This window comes from Agromyces aureus (genome assembly GCF_001660485.1).
Lineage (GTDB): Bacteria > Actinomycetota > Actinomycetes > Actinomycetales > Microbacteriaceae > Agromyces > Agromyces aureus.
Genome location: NZ_CP013979.1, coordinates 691,171 through 707,793 on the forward strand (window position 1 = coordinate 691,171; position 16,623 = coordinate 707,793).

Annotated in this window: 17 protein-coding genes; 9 read left to right on the plus strand and 8 right to left on the minus strand. The window is 71.1% G+C overall.

The genetic code is table 11. The features are described from left to right. Positions 1 to 105 precede the first annotated feature (105 nt). From ATC03_RS02950 to ATC03_RS02965, 4 genes are all read left to right on the plus strand, one after another. The gene (locus tag ATC03_RS02950; protein WP_227820213.1) at positions 106 to 1,749 is read left to right on the plus strand and encodes a PucR family transcriptional regulator; all 1,644 of its coding nucleotides are present in this window, start codon (positions 106 to 108) and stop codon (positions 1,747 to 1,749) included. 185 nt (positions 1,750 to 1,934) lie between these two features. Next, positions 1,935 to 2,399: a VOC family protein gene (locus tag ATC03_RS02955; RefSeq protein ID WP_067872918.1), complete on the plus strand. Its 465-nt coding sequence runs from the start codon at positions 1,935 to 1,937 to the stop codon at positions 2,397 to 2,399. Positions 2,400 to 2,409: 10 nt separating this feature from the next. Further along, entirely contained in the window at positions 2,410 to 3,141 is a 732-nt protein-coding gene (locus ATC03_RS02960) for a winged helix-turn-helix transcriptional regulator (RefSeq protein WP_067872921.1), read from the plus strand. Positions 3,142 to 3,265: 124 nt separating this feature from the next. After that, on the plus strand, positions 3,266 to 3,889 hold the full coding sequence (locus tag ATC03_RS02965) for a hypothetical protein (RefSeq protein ID WP_067872925.1): 624 nt from the start codon (positions 3,266 to 3,268) through the stop codon (positions 3,887 to 3,889). Between the two features lie 67 nt (positions 3,890 to 3,956). Here ATC03_RS02965 and ATC03_RS02970 read toward each other — a convergent pair whose 3' ends face one another. From ATC03_RS02970 to ATC03_RS02990, 5 genes are all read right to left on the minus strand, one after another. Further along, positions 3,957 to 4,322: a Rid family hydrolase gene (locus tag ATC03_RS02970; protein WP_067872928.1), complete on the minus strand. Its 366-nt coding sequence runs from the start codon at positions 4,320 to 4,322 to the stop codon at positions 3,957 to 3,959. A gap of 127 nt (positions 4,323 to 4,449) precedes the next feature. Next, positions 4,450 to 5,826: an NAD-dependent succinate-semialdehyde dehydrogenase gene (locus ATC03_RS02975; protein ID WP_067872931.1), complete on the minus strand. Its 1,377-nt coding sequence runs from the start codon at positions 5,824 to 5,826 to the stop codon at positions 4,450 to 4,452. A gap of 25 nt (positions 5,827 to 5,851) precedes the next feature. Continuing rightward, positions 5,852 to 6,223 carry a cupin domain-containing protein gene (locus tag ATC03_RS02980; RefSeq protein ID WP_227820214.1) on the minus strand — a complete coding sequence of 124 codons (372 nt, stop codon included), beginning with the start codon at positions 6,221 to 6,223 and terminating at the stop codon, positions 5,852 to 5,854. Continuing rightward, complete coding sequence (locus tag ATC03_RS02985; protein ID WP_067872934.1) at positions 6,220 to 7,671, minus strand: NAD(P)/FAD-dependent oxidoreductase; 1,452 nt, start codon at positions 7,669 to 7,671, stop codon at positions 6,220 to 6,222. Before ATC03_RS02985 ends, ATC03_RS02980 begins: the two co-directional genes overlap by 4 nt. 172 nt (positions 7,672 to 7,843) lie before the next feature. Next, positions 7,844 to 8,983, minus strand: coding sequence for a serine hydrolase domain-containing protein (locus tag ATC03_RS02990; protein ID WP_067872936.1), 1,140 nt, complete (start codon positions 8,981 to 8,983; stop codon positions 7,844 to 7,846). 118 nt (positions 8,984 to 9,101) lie between these two features. On the opposite strand from ATC03_RS02990, the gene ATC03_RS02995 reads away from it, so the two are divergent. Next, positions 9,102 to 9,638 carry a PadR family transcriptional regulator gene (locus ATC03_RS02995; RefSeq protein WP_067872939.1) on the plus strand — a complete coding sequence of 179 codons (537 nt, stop codon included), beginning with the start codon at positions 9,102 to 9,104 and terminating at the stop codon, positions 9,636 to 9,638. Between the two features lie 7 nt (positions 9,639 to 9,645). Here ATC03_RS02995 and ATC03_RS03000 read toward each other — a convergent pair whose 3' ends face one another. Further along, on the minus strand, positions 9,646 to 11,175 hold the full coding sequence (locus ATC03_RS03000; RefSeq protein ID WP_084003240.1) for a helix-turn-helix domain-containing protein: 1,530 nt from the start codon (positions 11,173 to 11,175) through the stop codon (positions 9,646 to 9,648). Positions 11,176 to 11,433: 258 nt separating this feature from the next. On the opposite strand from ATC03_RS03000, the gene ATC03_RS03005 reads away from it, so the two are divergent. Next, positions 11,434 to 12,909, plus strand: coding sequence for an anaerobic C4-dicarboxylate transporter family protein (locus ATC03_RS03005; RefSeq protein ID WP_067872941.1), 1,476 nt, complete (start codon positions 11,434 to 11,436; stop codon positions 12,907 to 12,909). A gap of 94 nt (positions 12,910 to 13,003) precedes the next feature. Continuing rightward, positions 13,004 to 14,359 (plus strand): M20/M25/M40 family metallo-hydrolase, encoded by a 1,356-nt coding sequence (locus tag ATC03_RS03010; RefSeq protein WP_067872944.1) that lies wholly within the window; start codon positions 13,004 to 13,006, stop codon positions 14,357 to 14,359. Positions 14,360 to 14,449: 90 nt separating this feature from the next. Here ATC03_RS03010 and ATC03_RS03015 read toward each other — a convergent pair whose 3' ends face one another. Next, positions 14,450 to 14,899: a VOC family protein gene (locus tag ATC03_RS03015; RefSeq protein ID WP_067872946.1), complete on the minus strand. Its 450-nt coding sequence runs from the start codon at positions 14,897 to 14,899 to the stop codon at positions 14,450 to 14,452. A gap of 104 nt (positions 14,900 to 15,003) precedes the next feature. Here ATC03_RS03015 and ATC03_RS20900 point away from each other — a divergent pair, with 104 nt between their 5' ends. Next, entirely contained in the window at positions 15,004 to 15,558 is a 555-nt protein-coding gene (locus ATC03_RS20900; RefSeq protein ID WP_227820215.1) for a helix-turn-helix transcriptional regulator, read from the plus strand. Next, positions 15,450 to 16,094, plus strand: coding sequence for a helix-turn-helix transcriptional regulator (locus ATC03_RS20905; protein WP_227820216.1), 645 nt, complete (start codon positions 15,450 to 15,452; stop codon positions 16,092 to 16,094). The genes ATC03_RS20900 and ATC03_RS20905 overlap by 109 nt, the downstream gene beginning before the upstream one ends. Here ATC03_RS20905 and ATC03_RS03025 read toward each other — a convergent pair. Continuing rightward, positions 16,040 to 16,603, minus strand: a complete 564-nt coding sequence (locus ATC03_RS03025; protein ID WP_067872948.1) for a cysteine hydrolase family protein — start codon at positions 16,601 to 16,603, stop codon at positions 16,040 to 16,042. The two genes, ATC03_RS20905 and ATC03_RS03025, sit on opposite strands and share 55 nt — an antisense overlap. Positions 16,604 to 16,623: the final 20 nt, after the last annotated feature.

Genomic DNA, 16,623 nt, shown 5'->3' on the forward strand with positions numbered 1-16,623 from the left:
TCCCTTTGCTGAGGACGGCGGTGAGTTCGCACCGAGTCGGACAGAATGACCGACGTCGGTTAGGCTTCTGATCTCAAGTCTGACAGAGCAGGTGAGGCGAGACCGATGCCAGAACGTCGCGAAGACGCAGCGATCCGAACAGACCGTCCGGCGGTCTCGGCGACCTCGGCGGCCGATGGAGGGCTGCCCACCGTGCGCGAGATCCTGACCCTGCCCGCCGTCGCGAACGGCGTGCCGGAGGTGCTCGCGGTCGACGAGCTGCTCGACGCGAGGGTGCGCTGGGTGCACGTCTCCGACAGCGGCGGCGTCGCCCGCCTGCTCGACGGCGGCGAGCTGCTGCTCTCGACGGGGTCGGGCTGGCCCACCGAGCCGGCCGAGCTCGATGCGTTCATCGCCGGCCTCGTCGAGGCCGGGCTCTCCGGCCTCGTGCTCGAGCTGGGCGTGCACTACCGCTACGTGCCGGCCGTGGTCGAGCGTTCGGCGCGCGAGCACGGCCTCGCGCTCGTGGTGCTCCACCGCGAAGTGAAGTTCGTCGCGCTCACCGAGGCCGTGCACAGTCGCATCATCTCGGAGCAGACGACCGCGCTCCGGGCGCGTGACGAGGTGCGCGAGCGGTTCACGGCGCTGAGCCTGCGCGGCTCGCCTGCGGACTTCATCGTGCACCAGCTCGCGCAGACGCTCGGTTCGGCGGTGGTGCTCGAGAACCTCGCCCACGAGGTCGTCGCGGCCGAGGTGCCGCCAGCCGACGAGGCCGAGCTGTTCGCCGACTGGGAGGCGCGCTCGCGGTTCGAGCACCGACGCGGCGGCATCGGCGAGTGGCTCATCGTGCCCGTCGAGGCGCGCGGCACGAGATGGGGTCACCTCATCGCGCTGCCGGGTCCGGTGCATCCGGCCGGTCGCACGAGCGTGCTCGAGCAGGGCGCGATCGCGCTCGCGCTGGGGCGTCTCGCCGACGGCCCGAGCGACGAATGGACGCGGATCGGCCGCCAGCGCCTGGTCGACGGCCTGCTCGCCGGGCGATTCGCGGGCGTCGCGGGCGCCGCGGCGCGGGTCGCCGCGGCCGGTCTGCCGATCGAGGGGGCGGTGCTCCACGGCATGGTCGCATCGGGGGCCCCGGTCGCTTCGGGAGTGGCGGATGCCGCGGCGCGGGCGTTCGCCGGCCGCGCGATCGACGGTGCCGCGAACGCCGCAGGCTCGTCGACCTCGGCTCGCATCGTGCTGGTCTCGGCGCCCAAGGCGTTGACCGAGGCGCAGGTGCAGGCGTTCGCCCTCGCCCTCGTCGGTGGAGACCGGGCCGCGGCGGAGCGGCTCGTGCTCTCGATCGGTGCTCCCGCCACGGGACTCGAGGGCGCGCTCGGTTCGGTGCAGGAGGCGATCGACCTCGCCCGCGGCCCCCGCCCGCGTGGCGCACGCGGACTCGTCGTGCGCCGCGGCGACGACCGCCCGCTCATCCGGCTCGTCACCTCGCTGCGTGACGACCCCCGCCTGCTGCAGCACAGCGAGCGCATGCTGGCCCCGCTCATCGAGTACGACCTCGCGCGCGACGGCGACCTGCTGAGCGTGCTCGGAGCGATGCTCGCGCACCCCGGCAATCGCACCGCGGCGGCCGGGGCCTCGCACCTGTCCCGGTCGGTGTTCTACCAGCGCATCTCCCTCATCGGCGACCTGCTCGACGTCGACCTCGACGACGGCGAGGTGCTCACGGCGCTGCACCTGGCGTTGCTCGTGCGGCGCAGCGCCGCGCACTGACGGGCGCCGGCGGGCCCGGGCGCTCACGGGCCGACGCGCGCTGACGCCGGCCGGCGCGGGCGCTCACGGGCCGACGCCGTGCTGCGGCATCCGAAGTTCGTTACTTGCTATTGACAAGTTCACTTGCAAAGAGCAAGCTAGGCGATGTCAGCACGACCAGACCAAACGATCTCCCGGAGGCGATCATGACCGCGACCAGCATCTTCGTGAACTTTCCCACCACCGACCTCGACCGCGCGAAGGCGTTCTACGAGGCCCTCGGGTTCAGCATCAACCCGAACTTCACCGACGACAACGCCGCCTGCGTCGTGCTCAGCGACACCATCTACTTCATGGTGCTGAAGCGCGAATACCTCGCGACCTTCACCGACAAGCAGATCATCGATCCCAAGACGCACGCGCAGATGTCGATCGCGCTGAGCCGCGACTCGCGCGACGAGGTCGACGAGGTGCTCGCGAAGGGCCTCGCTGCCGGCGGCACCGAGCCGCGCGAGGCGCAGGACTACGGCTTCATGTATGCGCGCGACCTCGACGACCCCGACGGCAACAACCTCTCGTTCGTCTTCATGGAGGCCGCGGCCGCCGAGAGCGGACCCGAGGCGTACCTGGCCGAGCAGGCCGCGGCCGAGCCGACGACCGCGACGGCCTAGTCTCGACCGCATGGCGACACGCGGCACGCGAGGCTACGGCCAGTTCGGCGGAGCGGCGAGGGCGCTCGAGCGGGTCGGCGACCGATGGGCACTGCTCATCGTGCGCGACCTGCTCGTCGGCCCCCGCCGCTACGGCGACCTCAAGGCCGGTCTCCCCCGGATCCCGACCAACATCCTGAGCGATCGGCTCAAGGAGTTGCAGGAGGCCGGGGTGCTCCGCCGTGTGCCGACCGTGCGCGGCGGCTACGAGCTCACCCCGCTCGGGCGCGACCTCGAACCCGTCATCACGGCCCTCGAGCGCTGGGGCTGGGCCGTGCTCGGCGAACCCGCCGACGACGAGACCGTCAGCGCCGACTCGCTCGCGTTCGCGCTGCGCGCCGCCTTCCGAGCGGATGCCGCGGCCGCCCTCCCGCCGACCGAGTACGTGCTGCACGTCGGCGCCGTCTCCCTGTCGGCGATCGTCGTCGGCGGCACGCTCGACGTGGTGCCCGTGGGCGCCGGAGCGCTGCCGCAACCGCGACGTCGATCGGCGATGGAGCCCGTGCCGTCGGGCGTGCTCGAACTCGAAGTGCAGCCGCGTGCGCTCGCCGGACTGCTCTCGGGGGAGCCGCGGGGCGAGCGCGGCGCCGGCGGCCTCACGGTCGTCTCGGGCGGCGACGAGCTGCTCGAACGGTTCGGCGTCACGTTCCGCATCGAGCCGGGCACGCCGACGACGGATGCCGAGGCGGCCGTCGCGGCGTAGGCGGAGGCTCGTTACCGGAGGCTCGTTACCGGATCGGAACGAGGCGGTCTGGTCGCCGCCGGTGGGTGCTCAGTATCCTGATGATCCTCGGACTCGCCGAGCCTGATTCGGAAGCAGCCCGAAGATGCGCATCCACCCCGCTCGGATCCTCGGCGCCGCGGTCGTCGTGTTGACGCTCGCGGGGTGTGCCCCGACTGCTGGGGCCGACCCGGCACCCTCGCCGACGCCGTCGGCGGCGCCCGTCGAGACGCCGAGCGAGACGCCGACGCCGATGCCCGAGCCGGTCGTCATCGACCCCGCCGACGTCTCGACCTGGGTCATCTCCGGCCAGGGCATCGGGCCGCTCACCCGCGGGGCTGCGTACCCCGACGTGATCGCACCCCTGACCTCGTACACGGCCGATGAGTGGTGCCCGGGCATCGTCGGGCTGGTGGGCGAGGACGCCCCGGGCTTCACCTTGGCGCTGAACGACGACCGCACGGTCCGGGCACTGTGGGTCTCGTCCGCCGTCGACCCGGCGCTTCCGGTTCCGGCGACCGAGTCGGGAATCCGGGTGGGGTCCACGAAGGCGGAGCTCGACGCGGCGTACCCCGCACTGGAGGTCGCCGGCCAGATCGCCCAGGAGACGTTCGTCTTTGCGGCCGGTGACGACGTGAACGGCTGGGTCGACTTCACGGTGATCGGCGACGAGGTCTCGATGATCGGCGTCTCGAGCACGCCGATCGCGCCGAAGGAACTCTGCGGCTGAACTCTGCCGCCGAACTCAGCCGCCGAACTCTGCGGCTGGGCTCGGAGCGCCCGTCAGCGCGGTCGCGTCAGGCGCGGCTGCGCGTGGCGACCGCGCCGACCTCGACGAGGATCGCGGGGTCGACGAAGGGCATCGCGTGCGTGAGCGTGAACGCCGGGCGGATCTCGGCGTAGACCTCGCCGTGCGCGCGGGCCGCCTCCTCCCAGTTGGCGAAGTCGCTGACGGCGAGACGGCTGTGCACGACATCCTCGAGCGAGAAGCCGTGCTCCACGAGCACCGACTCGATGGTCGCGAGTGCCGTTCGCGTCTGCGCGTAGAGGTCGTCGCCCGCGCCGGCGGTCTCGGAGATGTGGATGGTGTCGTCGACGACGACCGCCCGCGAGTAGCCGATCCGGGTCTCCCAGGGCGATCCGGTGGTGACGAGCTTGCGCATGGCGGTGCTTCCTGACTGTTCGGGGGTGGTCCGTCCACTTCTACCGGTGCAGGATGCCGCGTGCAACACACGTGACCCCGTGCGACGCGTGACTCCGTGCGACCGGCACGGGGTCACGCGTTGCCGTCTACTTCGCGACGAACGAGAGGCGGCGGTTCGCGAACTCGCCGATGCCGATGGGGCCCATCTCGCGCCCGAACCCGGAGCGCTTGACACCGCCGAACGGCAGTTCGGCGGCTTCGGCGGCGATGGTGTTGACGTGCGTCATGCCGACGTCGAGCCGAGAGGCGATCCGTGCGGCGCGGGCCTCGTCGGTCGAGAAGACGGAGCCGCCGAGGCCGAAGGGGCTGTCGTTGGCGAGGTCGAGCGCCTCCTCGTCGCTGAAGACGCGGTAGACCGTCGCAACGGGGCCGAACATCTCCTCGCGGTAGGACTCGGAGTCGCGCGGAACGCCGGTCAGCACAGCAGGCGAGTAGTACGCGCCCGGCCCTTCGGAAAGCACGCCGCCGACCTCGAGCGTCGCGCCGGCGGCGACGGCCTTCTGCACCTGGGCGTGCACCGTCTCGGCCGCGGCGCGAGACGAGAGCGGCACGTACTGGCCGTCGCCGAGGTCGAGCTGGTCTCCGGGCTCGAGTCCCTCGGCGAGGCGGCGCAGTTCGGCGACGAACTCGTCGTAGATCTCGTCCATCACGATGAACCGCTTGTTCGAGTTGCACACCTGGCCGCCGTTGTAGACGCGGAAGTCCCATGCCGCCTTCGCGACGCCGGCGACGTCGTCGGAGTCGAGCACGACCATGGCGTCGTTGCCGCCGAGCTCGAGCACGCACTTCTTCAGGTGCCGCCCCGCGTGCTCGCCGATGATGGCTCCGGCTCGCTCGGAGCCCGTGAGCGAGACGCCCTGCACGCGCGGGTCGGCGATCATGGTCGCGATCTGGTCGTGCGACGCGAACACGTTCTGGTACCCGCCCACGGGAACGCCGGCCTCCTCCATGATCTCCTGGATCGTGAGGGCCGAACGGGCGCAGATGTCGGCGTGCTTCAGGATGATCGTGTTGCCGAGCACGAGGTTCGGGGCCGCGAACCGCGCCACCTGGTAGTACGGGAAGTTCCACGGCATCACGCCGAGCAGGGCCCCCACCGGAAGGTGCTCGATGATCGCCTTGCCGGGCACCGTGCTCGGGATCTCGTGATCGGTGATGAGGCTCGGCCCGTGCACGCCGTAGTAGTCGATGATCGACCGCGCGAACTCGACCTCGTCGAGCGACTCGGCGATCGACTTGCCCATCTCGACCGAGATGAGCCGGGCGAGTTCGTCCTTGCGCTCCTCGAACAGCTCGGCCACGCGCCGCACGGCGGCCGCGCGTTCCTGCACGCTGCGTTCGCGCCACTCGCGGTAGGCGCTGTCGGACGCCTCGAGCGTCTGCTCGATCTGCTCGTCGGTCGCGGCCTCGAAGGTCTCGACGATCTCGCCGGTCGCGGGGTTCTGAACTCGGTACTTCGCCATGTCTGTCTTCCTTCCAGTCCGCGCCTCAGCGCGAGATGAACACCTTGCGGAGCGTCTCGCGCACCGTCCACACCGTCGTCATGCCGGCTTCGAGCCGTGCAACCGATCCAGGCCCGAGCTCGATCGACGCGAGCGCCGGGGACTCGAACTCCACGGTCGCATCGCCCGCGAGCACGACGAACACCTCGTCGACCTCGACGTCGCGCATTGCGCCGACGGACATCTCCCAGACGCCGATCTCACCGGCCTCCGAGGCGTCGAGCGCGAGGTAGGCGGTGGTCGGGGCCCCGGCGACGACCTGATCGGCCGGGACGGGTTCGTGCGCGAGCGCGAGGCCCGCGGCATCCGTCAGCGCCCCCGCGACGAGCCGCAGCGCGTCGGCCTGCTCGCCGGTCACGAGTCGAACCCCAATCCGAGGGCGTCGAGGGTCTTCAGCAGCACGTTGCGCCTGCCACGGTTGTGGTCGGCCCGGTCGAGCGACCAGCGGGTCGCGTTGATGCCGATCGCGGCGGCCGGTTCGGGCGGGAACGGCAGGGGGCGCTTGCGCACCATCTCGAGCTGCGTGCGCTCGTTCTCGCGACGCTCGAGCAGGTCGAGCATGACCTCGGCGGCGAACCGCGTCGAGCCGACGCCGAGCCCGGTGAAGCCTGCGGCGTAGGCGACGCGGTGGTCGCGCGCCGTGCCGAAGAACGCCGTGAACTGCGTGCTCGTGTCGATCGCGCCGGCCCACTGGTGGCTGAACTGCAGGCCCTCGAGTTGCGGGAACGTCGTGAAGAAGTGGCTCGCGAGCTTCTGCCAGGTCTCGGGCCGGTTCTCGTAGGAGCTGCGCACCTTGCGCCCGTAGTGGTAGATCGCGTCGTAGCCGCCGAAGAGGATGCGGTTGTCCTTCGAGAGCCGGTAGTAGTGGAACTGGTTCGCCATGTCGCCGATGCCCTGGCGGTCGTTCCAACCGATGCTCGCCAGCTGCTGCTTCGAGAGCGGCTCGGTCATGAGTACGTAGTCGTACACGGGCACCGTCATGAGCCGGTTGCGCTTCAGCAGCGACGGGAACACGTTGGTCGCGAGCACGGCGTGGGTCGCGTCGACGCGGCCGCCGTCGGTGACGACGCTCACGGCTCCCGTCGAGCCCGGCGTCTCGATGCCCTTGACGGGCGAGTGCTCGAAGATCTCGACGCCGAGCTCCTCGGCGACGCGGGCGAGCTCCGACACGAGCCGGGCGGGGTGCAGCATGCCGTTCGTGTTCTTCTCCCACACGCCCGCGAGGAACGTGGGGGAGGCGACGGATGCCTGTACGGCCGCTTCGTCGAGGTAGACGACCTCGTCGCCCTCGCCCTTCGCCACCGCGCCCGCGTGCCAGTCGCGCAGCCACTCGACCTGGTGCTCCTCGATCGCGGGAGCGAGCTGCCCGGTGCGCTCGAAGTGGAAGTCCATGCCGAACTCGGCCTCGGACGCCTCGATCGCGTCGAGGTTCGCTATGCCGAGGCGGTGCAGCGTCGGCATCTCGTCGGGCCAGCGCGACTCGCCGTTCTCGTCGCCGTGCGTGAGGCTCGCCTCGCAGAAGCCGCCGTTGCGGCCCGATGCGGCCCAGCCGATCGACTTCGCCTCGACGAGCACGACGCGTGCGTTCGGGTTGCGGCGCTTGGCGAGCACGGCGCTCCAGAGGCCCGTGTAGCCGCCGCCCACGATGACGAGGTCGGCGACGCGGGTGCCGGCGAGCTTCGGGCGCCCGCCCGTGGCGCCCGCCGGCAGGTCTTCGAGCCAGAACACCGCCTGCCGCGTTGCAGCGAGCGAGTGCTCGACGACGGATGTCTGGGGGCGGCGTCGTTCGAAGACGGTGGTTCCCACGGGGTATCACTCCGATGCGATGGTTGGTTGCTCCATCCTCCCGCGCGGCTCGCGGACGGCGCCAGTGGCGGATGTCTCGACATCCGCTCGCCGTCGGACAGGCTGTGCCGCTCGGCTCGTGGGCCATCGATGACCAGCACCACGCGCCCAGGGCGTGGGCGGCACCGCCGGGTCAGCGCGTGCGGCGCTGCAGCAGCTGCTCGATCGCGATGAGCGTGCGGAAGCTGCGCACCATCTCGCGCGTCGACGCGAAGTTCAGCACGATGTCGACGTCGTGCACCGGGTCGTGGAAGAGGTGCGTCGCGAGCACCCCGATGTGCCCGACCGGGCGGGGCAGGCCTCGGAGCAGCGGGGAGAACCCCTCGAACCGCACCTGCATCAGGCCTGCACCGTAGCGGATGCCGGGGCGGAAGCGGTTGCGGATCTCGCTCAGGTACTCGAGGCTCGCCTCGCTCACGAGCTCGCCGTGGTGCAGTGCGCGACTGAAGGTCGCGAGGTCGCCCGGCGTCGAGACGATGCCCCCGCCGGCCCAATCGCAGCTGAGGCTCGTGAACCGGCTCGCCTCGACCCGGCCGAGGCGGAACGGGGCGAGATCCACCGAGGCGGCATCGAGGGCGTCGACGGAATGGAACAGCAGCGCGCTGCGCTGCAGGCCGAGCGGCGTGAAGATCCGCTCGTGCAGCAACTCGTGGAACGCGCGGCCAGTGGCCTGCTCGAGCACTCGCCCGAGCAGCACGTATCCGGTATCGGAGTACGCGAAGCGCTCGCCGGGGCGCCCCAACGGGCGTTGGCGTTCGCGGCTGAAGTCGAGCAGATCGGCCGGCGACCAGCGACGGTCGGGTTCTGCGGCCACGAGGTCGAGCATCCGCGGGCCGGTCGAGACGGCGCCCTCGAAGTAGTCGGCGACGCCCGCCGTGTGCGTGAGCAGGTGGTGCACGGTCGCGCCGCCCGCGGCATCCGTCGTGCCCTCGATCTCGAAGAGGCCGGCGAGTTCATCGCGGGGGAGCAGCGCACTGACCGGCGTGTCGACCGTGAACGCGCCGGCCTCGACGAGCTGCATGACGAGGGTGGCCGTGAAGGCCTTGCCGATGCTCGCGACGTGGAATCGCCGCTGCTGGTCGCCGAAGCGGTAGTCGAGGCCGAGTCGCTCGGAACGCACGGCGACCTGTGGCGCGCCGAGCTCGCGGCGGCGGCGGGTGACGCGGGCGAGGTGGGCGTCGAGCGTCGCGGTGAACGCCTCGGGGTCGAGCGCGTGCCGCGGCTGCGATCGTGGTGTCGATGGTCGTGGCGTCGATGGTCGTGCGGCGGGCATCTGCGAGAATCCTTCCGACGGGTCGCGGTTCGTGATGTCACTGTTCGATACATCACGGAACGTAGCATCAAGGGCGACCCACCGCATCCGTCGACGACCGATTCCTGAGAGGAGCCGCATGGGCAACGTGATCCTCGGGCTGCTGCTCATCGGCCCCCAGACGCTCTACTCGCTCAACAAGCAGTTCGAGCAGGGCATCTCGCTCTTCTACCGCGCGAGCTACGGCAGCCTGCAGAGCGCGCTCAAGTCGCTGCTCGCGAAGGGGCACGTCACCTTCGTCGAGGGCATCGACGGCGGGCGCAACAAGAAGACCTACTCGATCACGGATGCCGGTGGCGAGGCGTTCGACGCCTGGATGCGCGCCCCCGTGGCCGGCGGAGACCTCGAGGTCGCCGCCCTGTCGAAGCTCTACCACCTCGGACTCGTCGACGACGACGAGGTGCGGCAGGCGGTGCTCGACGACCTCGTCGCCGCGATCACCCACGAGCGCGACGCCCTCGAGGGGTTCGCCGGGCAGATCGACGCTCTCGAGGTGCCCGACGAGTACGCGCGCCTGTTCCGGTACCGCCGCGCGACCCTCGACTACGGCATCGTGTCGCACCGGGCGAGCCTCGACTGGTTCCTCGCGCTCGCCGAGGAGGAGCGCCGCCGCTGACCCGCCGCTACCCCGCCTGCGAAGTCGGCGCGTGCGCCTCGAGGAACGCGAACACCTCGGTCTGGTCGACCCCGGGGAACGTGCCCGTCGGCAGTGCCGCGAGCAGCGAGGTGGGCGTGCGCGCGGCCGGCCACGAGGCATCCGCCCACCGCTCGGCGAGCCCTGCCGGCGCCTGGCAGCACGCGGGGTCGGGGCACCGTGAAACCGCACGGTGGGGTGTCTCGCGCCCGCGGAACCACTTGACGTGCTCGAACGGCACGCCGACCGACACCGAGTACTCGCCCTCCTTCGCCTTCTCGATGCGCGACGTGCACCAGAACGTGCCCGACGGGGTGTCGGTGTACTGGTACCAGGGGCTGAAGCGGTCCTCGACGTCGAACACGGTGCGGGCCGTCCAGTTGCGGCACATCGTGGTGCCCTCGATGGCGCCCAGTGCGTCGCTCGGGAAGCGCACGCGGTCGTTCTCGTAGGCCTTGATGATGGTGCCCGACTCGTGCACCTTCGTGAAGTGCACCGGGATGTCGAGGCGCGCCGTCGCGACGTTCGTGAACCGGTGCGCGGCCGTCTCGTACGACACGGCGAACGCGTCGCGCAGGTCTTCCATCGAGATGCGGCGCAGGTTCTTCGCCTCGGTGAGGAAGCGCACGGTCGCCTGCTCGGGCAGCAGGATCGCCGCGGTGAGGTAGTTCGTCTCGATGCGCTGGCGTAGGAACTCGGCGTAGTCGCGCGGCTCGTGGTGGCCGAGCAGGTGCGAGGCGAGCGCCTGCAGGATGGGCGAGCGCGAGTCGCGCGACGGCGACTGCGCGGTGGGCAGGTACACGCGGCCGTTGCGCTTGTCGGTGACCGAGCGGGTCGAGTGCGGCAGGTCGCCGACGTAGTGCAGCGAGTAGCCGAGGTGCCCGGCCATGTCGGCGACGAGCTGGTGCGAAACGGGCCCGCCCGTGTGCCCGACGGCCTCGAGCAGCTCGGCGGCCTTGGCCTCGAGCTCGGGGTAGAAGTTGTCGCGCGCCCGCATCTCGGCGCGCAGCTGCGCGTTCGCGCGGCGCGCCTCCTCAGGGGTCGCGGCGCGTTCGCGGTGCAGGCGGTCGATCTCCTGGTGCAGCGCGAGGATCGTCGTGAGCGTCTGGTCGCTCATGCCCTTCGCCACGCGGAACGACGGCAGCCCGAGCGCGGCGAAGACGGGCCCGCGCTGGGCTCGCTCGACGGCGATCTCGAGCGCCGCGCGCTCCGACGGGGCATCCGTCTTCAGCAGTTCGTCGGCCGTCGTGCCGAGCGCGAGCGCGATCGTGCGCAGCATCGAGAGTCGGGGTTCGCGCTTGCCGTTCTCGATCGCCGAGACCTGCGACGGGGCCCGCTCGATGGCCGCGGCCAACTCGCCGAGGGTCATGGCCTGCGCCGTGCGACGCTCGCGGATGCGACGGCCCAGCGTGAGCGCGTCGACCTCGGTGCCGGGCTCCGCGTCGAGCTCGAGCGCGGTCGATGCTGCCGCACGCGGGTCGAGTGCGGTGCGGAGGGGGCGTCGATCGGCGGTGATCATCTTCCGATGGTCACACGCGCGAGCGGATGCCGCAAACGGAACTCCGTGCGTAGTTCTGCGTGATGTCGGCTCAGGAGCCCGAAAACGTGGAAATCGCACCCGTGCAGCAGTGAAGACCGCCCGTTGTTCGCAATCGCGGGGCCGCGGCATCCGCCCGAAACACGGGATCGAGAGGTCTGGCACCGAGCGCACCCGCGCCGATATGCTCTGGATCATCGGGCACCGTCGAGGGTGCCGAGATGTTGTGCTGGGGGGCTCATGGACATCTTCGTCGTCATCCTGCAGGCAGTCGTCGTCATCGGCGCGATCGTCATGGGCGTTCGAACCGGCGGCCTCGGCCTCGGACTCTGGGGCGTCGTCGGCACCGCGATCCTCGTATTCGGATTCCACCTGCCGCCGGGCGCGATCCCCATCGACGCGTTCTTCATCATCATCGCGGTCATCACCGCGTCGTCGGCCATGCAGGCTGCGGGCGGCATCGACTACCTCGTGGCGATCGCGTCGAAGATCATCCAAGCCAATCCGAAGCGCCTCACGTACGTCGCGCCGATCGTGGCCTTCGTCTTCACGGTGCTCGCCGGCACCTCGAACATCTACTTCGCCCTCATCCCGATCATCTACGAGACGGCGTACCGCAACGGGCAGCGCCCGGAGCGTGCGCTCGCGTCGTCGACGGTCACGTCGGCGCTCGGCATCACCGCGAGCCCCGTCTCGGCGGCGATGGCCGCCTACCTCGTGCTGATGGACGGCACGGGGTTCGGTCTTCCGCAGATCCTCGCCATCACGATCCCGGCCTCGCTCGTCGCCTGCGTCGTGACCTCGGTCGTGCAGCAGCGGCTCGGCAAGGAGCTCGTCGACGACCCGAAGTTCCGCAAGCGCGTCGAGGAGGGCGCGGTCGAGGTGCCGCCGGTGCTCCAGGCGGAGTACGCCGCGGCGACCGGGTCGACGGCGACGGCGACCGCGGGTGCCGGCGATTCCGCGGGCACCGGCCTCGGCGAAGCGCCCGCGGCGACGGCCACCGCGACGCCCCCGCCGCCGACCTCGTCGAAGGCGGACCGCATCGAGCACCCGGTGCCGAAGGGCGGTGCGACGGCCGCGTGGATCTTCCTCTCGGGCACGTTCCTCATCGTGCTGTTCGGGCTCTTCTCGGGCCTGCGCCCGTCGTTCCCCAATGAGGACGGCGACCTCGTGCCGATCGGCATGTCGACCGTCATCGAGATGGTCATGTTCAGCGCCGCCCTCGTGATCATCCTCGTGCGCAAGGTCAAGCCGTCGGTGGTCGTCGAGCAGCCGCTGCTGAAGGCGGGATTCGTGGCGGCGGTGGCGCTGTTCGGCATCGCGTGGATGGCCGACACGTTCATCAGCGCCAACGAGGAGACGATCATCGCCCCGCTCGGCGCCTTCATCGAGCAGCAGCCGATCATGCTCGCCGTCGCGCTGTTCCTGGTCGCGGGTCTCACCACGAGCCAGTCCGCGACGACGAACACGCTCATCCCGATCGCGCTCGCCGCAGGGCTCGGGCCGGGCGTCATCACGGCGATGTGGCCCTCGCTCGTCGGCGTCTGGCTGTTCCCGGCGAACGGCTCGCAGATCGCCGCCGTCGAGACCGACCTCACCGGTTCGACGAAGCTCACGCAAGTGCCGATCTGGCACTCGTTCACGATCCCGATGCTCGTCTCCTGGGTCGCGGTGGTCGGCGCCGGACTGCTCGTGCAGCTCTTCATCTCCGCCTGACCGGCCCGGGTCGCGGGTCGCTTCGCGACCGCACACGAGGCTCAACCCGTTCCGCACTTCGTTCCGTACTCCGTTCCGCACTCAAGGAGGAACCATGTCAGAGTCCGACGACCTGAACGCCGCAGCGGCGGCGCTCATGCCAGACGTGATCGAGCGCCTCGAGGCGCTCGTCCGCATCCGATCGGTGGCCTTCCCCGGGTTCGACCCCGAGCCCGTGCACGCCATGGGCCAGGCCGTCGTCGACCTGTTCACGGATGCCGGTGCCGAGGGCGTGCGCCTGCTCGACGTCCCCGACGGCTACCCGTGCGTCTACGCCGACCTGCCCGGCCCCGAGGGGTCGCCGACCGTGCTGCTCTACGCGCACTACGACGTGCAGCCCGCACCCGAGTCGCAGAACTGGTCGAGCGATCCTTGGGAGCCCGTGACGAAGGAGGACGGCCGCATCTACGGGCGCGGCGCCGCCGACGACAAGTCGGGACTCGTCATCCACTACGGAACCCTGAAGCTGCTGGGCCCCGACCGTCCGTGCCGTGTCAAGCTGCTGGTCGAGGGCGAGGAGGAGACGATCTCGCACCTCGAGGCGTTCGTCGAGGCCAACCCCGACCTGTTCGCGGCCGACGCCTACGTGATCGGGGACATCGGCGGTCAGTCCGTCGGGCGTCCGGGACTCACGACCGCGCTCCGCGGCGACGTCGCGTGCACGGTCACGGTGCGCACGCTCGCGTTCCCGGTGCACTCCGGCGAGTTCGGCGGCGCGGCGCCCGATGCGATGACGGCGATGATCCGCATCCTCGACTCGCTGCACGACGAGCACGGCGACACCGCGATCCCCGGCGTGCCGAGCGGCACCTGGGAAGGCGCCGACATGGACGAGGACGTCTACCGCGGCGGCTCGGCGATCCTGCCGGGGGTCGACTTCCTCGGCACGGGCTCGCTCTCGGACCGCATCTGGGCGAAGCCGTCGGTCACCGTGCTCGGCATGGACCTGCCGAGCACCGCCGAGGCGTCGAACGTGCTGCTGCCCGAGGTGAAGGCCAAGCTGTCGATGCGCATCATCCCGGGCGTCGACGCCGAGGAGCAGCTCAACCTGCTGATGGACTACCTGCGATCCCAGCGGCCGTGGAACTGCGAGGTGACGGTCGAGAAGGTCAAGACCGGCTACCCGTTCCACGTCGACGAGTCGCACCCGGCGATCGTGGCCGCCGAGGAGGCGCTCACCGAGGCTTACGGCGTCGAGGTCGAGCAGATCGGCAGCGGGGCGTCCATCCCGCTGGTCGCGTCGCTGAAGAAGGTGTCGCCCGATGCCGCGATCCTGCTGTGGGGCGCCGAAGACACCGCGCAGTCCCGCATCCACGCGTCCGACGAGTCGGTCGACCCCGGCGAGATCGAGCGGATGATCGCGGCGCAGGTCGGCTTCATCCGCAAGTTCGTGGCGGCCGAGGCCGAGTAGCACCCGGGCGGATGCCGCGCCGGCGCCCGCCCGCGGCATCCGCTCGTCCGCGTGTGCGCGGCACTGGAGCTGGCGTGCGAGGGCTGGCCGTCAGGCAGTGGCGACGGCGGTCGCGACGGGCTCGCCGAGCTGCGCCAGGTAGTGCGTGTTGGTCATGATGCCGAGCGCGTTGCCGAAGGGGTCGACGACCGAGGCGGTGACGAAGCCGGGGCCGTGCTCGGTGATCGGCAGCAGCGGGGTCGCACCGAGCTCGAGGAGTCGGGCGAGCGAACCCTCGAGGTCGTCGACGTGCCAGTGCGCGAGCGGACCGGCGGTGCGGCCGTCGACGGTCGTCGGGGCGAGCGAGTCGGGCGCGAACCGGCGGTCGATGAAGCCGAGCTCCTGCTGGTGGTCGCCGATGCGGAACTCGACGTACGCGGGCGTGCCATCGGGGCCGTTGCGCGTGAAGTACGGCTCGATGCCGAGCACCTCTGCGTACCAGGCGGCCGCGGCGGCGGGGTCCTCGACGTAGCAGTTGACGGTGGCGATGCCTCGCAGCATGATGACTCCTTCGGTGGCGAACGACCCGGTGCCGTCCTGATGAATTCCATACTCCTCCCCATAAGTGCTCACCTTCTGACTACTTTTCAGACGAGAATGGAATCATGCGCGCAGATCGCCTCGTGGCCACCCTCCTCCTCATGCAGGCGCGTGGTCGCGTGACGGCCGCCGAGCTCGCAACCGAGCTCGAGATCTCGGTCGCCACGGCCCGTCGCGACCTCGAGGCGCTCTCGTCGGCGGGCATCCCCGTCTACCCCCAGGCCGGTCGCGGCGGCGGATGGCAGCTGCTCGGCGCGGGTCGCACCGACCTGAGCGGGTCCACCGCGTCTGAGGCGCGGGCGCTGTTCCTCACGCTCGGTCCTCGTGCGGGCGAGAGCGAGGCCGCACGGTCGGCCCTCCGCAAGGTCATGCGCGCGCTGCCCGAGACGTTCCGCGCCGAGGCCGAGGCCGCGGCGGAGTCGGTCGTGGTCGAGGCCGCGGATGGGGGTCGGCGGCCGTCCGCCCGGCAGCCGTCGCCGTGCTGCAGGCGGCCGTGGTCGAGCGGCGCGCGGTGCGCTTCGACTACGCGGCGTGGGGCAGGCCCGCGCGTGCGCGGACGGTGCATCCGCTCGGGCTCATCGACAAGGGCGGCACCTGGTACCTCATCGCCGGGCCGGTGACGGATGCCGCGGGCGCGCGCCCGGCCGAAGGCGGGCGGGGTGCCGGCGAGGCGCCCGCATCCGCAGCACGGCGATCGGCGACATCCGACACCGCATTGCGCAGTTACCGGGTGGATCGCATGACCGCGGCCGAGGCGCTCGACGAGCGCTTCGAGCCGCCGGCCGACTTCGACCTGGATGCGGCCTGGGCGCGGCTCAGCGCCGAGGTGGGCCGTGCCCGTTCACGTGCGACCGCGACGGTGCGCGTGGATCCGGGCGTCGTCGAGGCGTTCCGCGGATGGGTCGGCGGCACCGAACTCGTCGACGACGCCGGTCCCGGCGCGGCCCCCGACGAGACGGGTCGCGTGCTCGTGCGGGTCACCGCGCCGAGCGACGAGGCGCTCGCCCGCCGACTCGCCGCCTGGGTCGACGGGGCCGAGGTGGTCGAACCAGAGGGCGTGCGGCAGCGGCTCGCCGCGTTCGGTGCGCGCCTCGTCGAGACCTACGGGGCGGTCGAGCCGCCGAGCAGTTCGTCGACGCTCACGACCTCGGCGTAGCTGTCGCCGAGCGCGGCCATGAACGCAGCGTGCACCTGGGCGGCCGGCACGACCTGGTCGCCGAACGTCAGGTCGGGTGCCGCGCAGGCGTCGTGGGCCACGGTCACCGTGTAGCCGAGGTCCGCGGCGGCGCGCACCGTCGCATCGACGCACATGCTCGACATCATGCCGACGATGACGACGCCGTCGGCGTCCGCGCCGGCCTCGCGGAGGCGCTCATCGAGGTCGGTGTCGAGGAACGAGTTCGGGTTCGCCTTGACGACGACGGGTTCGCCCTCGATCGGAGCGACGAGCTCGTGGATCTCGACGCCGACCGTGCCGGGCGCGAAGAATGCGGCATCGGGGGCGTCCCACACGTGCTGCACGTGCACGACGGGCTGCCCGGCCTCGCGGTGCGAGGCGAGCAGTCGGGCGGCGGCGGTCGCGGCGGCCTCGGGCCCGACGAGCGGGTGCGCGCCACCGGGGAAGTAGTCGTTCTGGATGTCGATGATGAGCAGGGTGCGGGTCACGCGAGTCACGCTAGTGCACC

Bases quoted from the DNA above. Each gene is read 5' to 3' on its own strand.
- ATC03_RS03005 (WP_067872941.1), top strand. From the start codon at position 11,434: ATGGACATCTTCGTCGTCATCCTGCAGGCAGTCGTCGTCATCGGCGCG.
- ATC03_RS03010 (WP_067872944.1), top strand. From the start codon at position 13,004: ATGTCAGAGTCCGACGACCTGAACGCCGCAGCGGCGGCGCTCATGCCA.
- ATC03_RS20900 (WP_227820215.1), top strand. From the start codon at position 15,004: ATGCGCGCAGATCGCCTCGTGGCCACCCTCCTCCTCATGCAGGCGCGT.
- ATC03_RS02950 (WP_227820213.1), top strand. From the start codon at position 106: ATGCCAGAACGTCGCGAAGACGCAGCGATCCGAACAGACCGTCCGGCG.
- ATC03_RS02965 (WP_067872925.1), top strand. From the start codon at position 3,266: ATGCGCATCCACCCCGCTCGGATCCTCGGCGCCGCGGTCGTCGTGTTG.
- ATC03_RS02990 (WP_067872936.1), bottom strand. From the start codon at position 8,983: ATGCCCGCCGCACGACCATCGACGCCACGACCATCGACACCACGATCG.
- ATC03_RS02995 (WP_067872939.1), top strand. From the start codon at position 9,102: ATGGGCAACGTGATCCTCGGGCTGCTGCTCATCGGCCCCCAGACGCTC.
- ATC03_RS03015 (WP_067872946.1), bottom strand. From the start codon at position 14,899: ATGCTGCGAGGCATCGCCACCGTCAACTGCTACGTCGAGGACCCCGCC.
- ATC03_RS02970 (WP_067872928.1), bottom strand. From the start codon at position 4,322: ATGCGCAAGCTCGTCACCACCGGATCGCCCTGGGAGACCCGGATCGGC.
- ATC03_RS02960 (WP_067872921.1), top strand. From the start codon at position 2,410: ATGGCGACACGCGGCACGCGAGGCTACGGCCAGTTCGGCGGAGCGGCG.
- ATC03_RS02955 (WP_067872918.1), top strand. From the start codon at position 1,935: ATGACCGCGACCAGCATCTTCGTGAACTTTCCCACCACCGACCTCGAC.
- ATC03_RS02975 (WP_067872931.1), bottom strand. From the start codon at position 5,826: ATGGCGAAGTACCGAGTTCAGAACCCCGCGACCGGCGAGATCGTCGAG.
- ATC03_RS03000 (WP_084003240.1), bottom strand. From the start codon at position 11,175: ATGATCACCGCCGATCGACGCCCCCTCCGCACCGCACTCGACCCGCGT.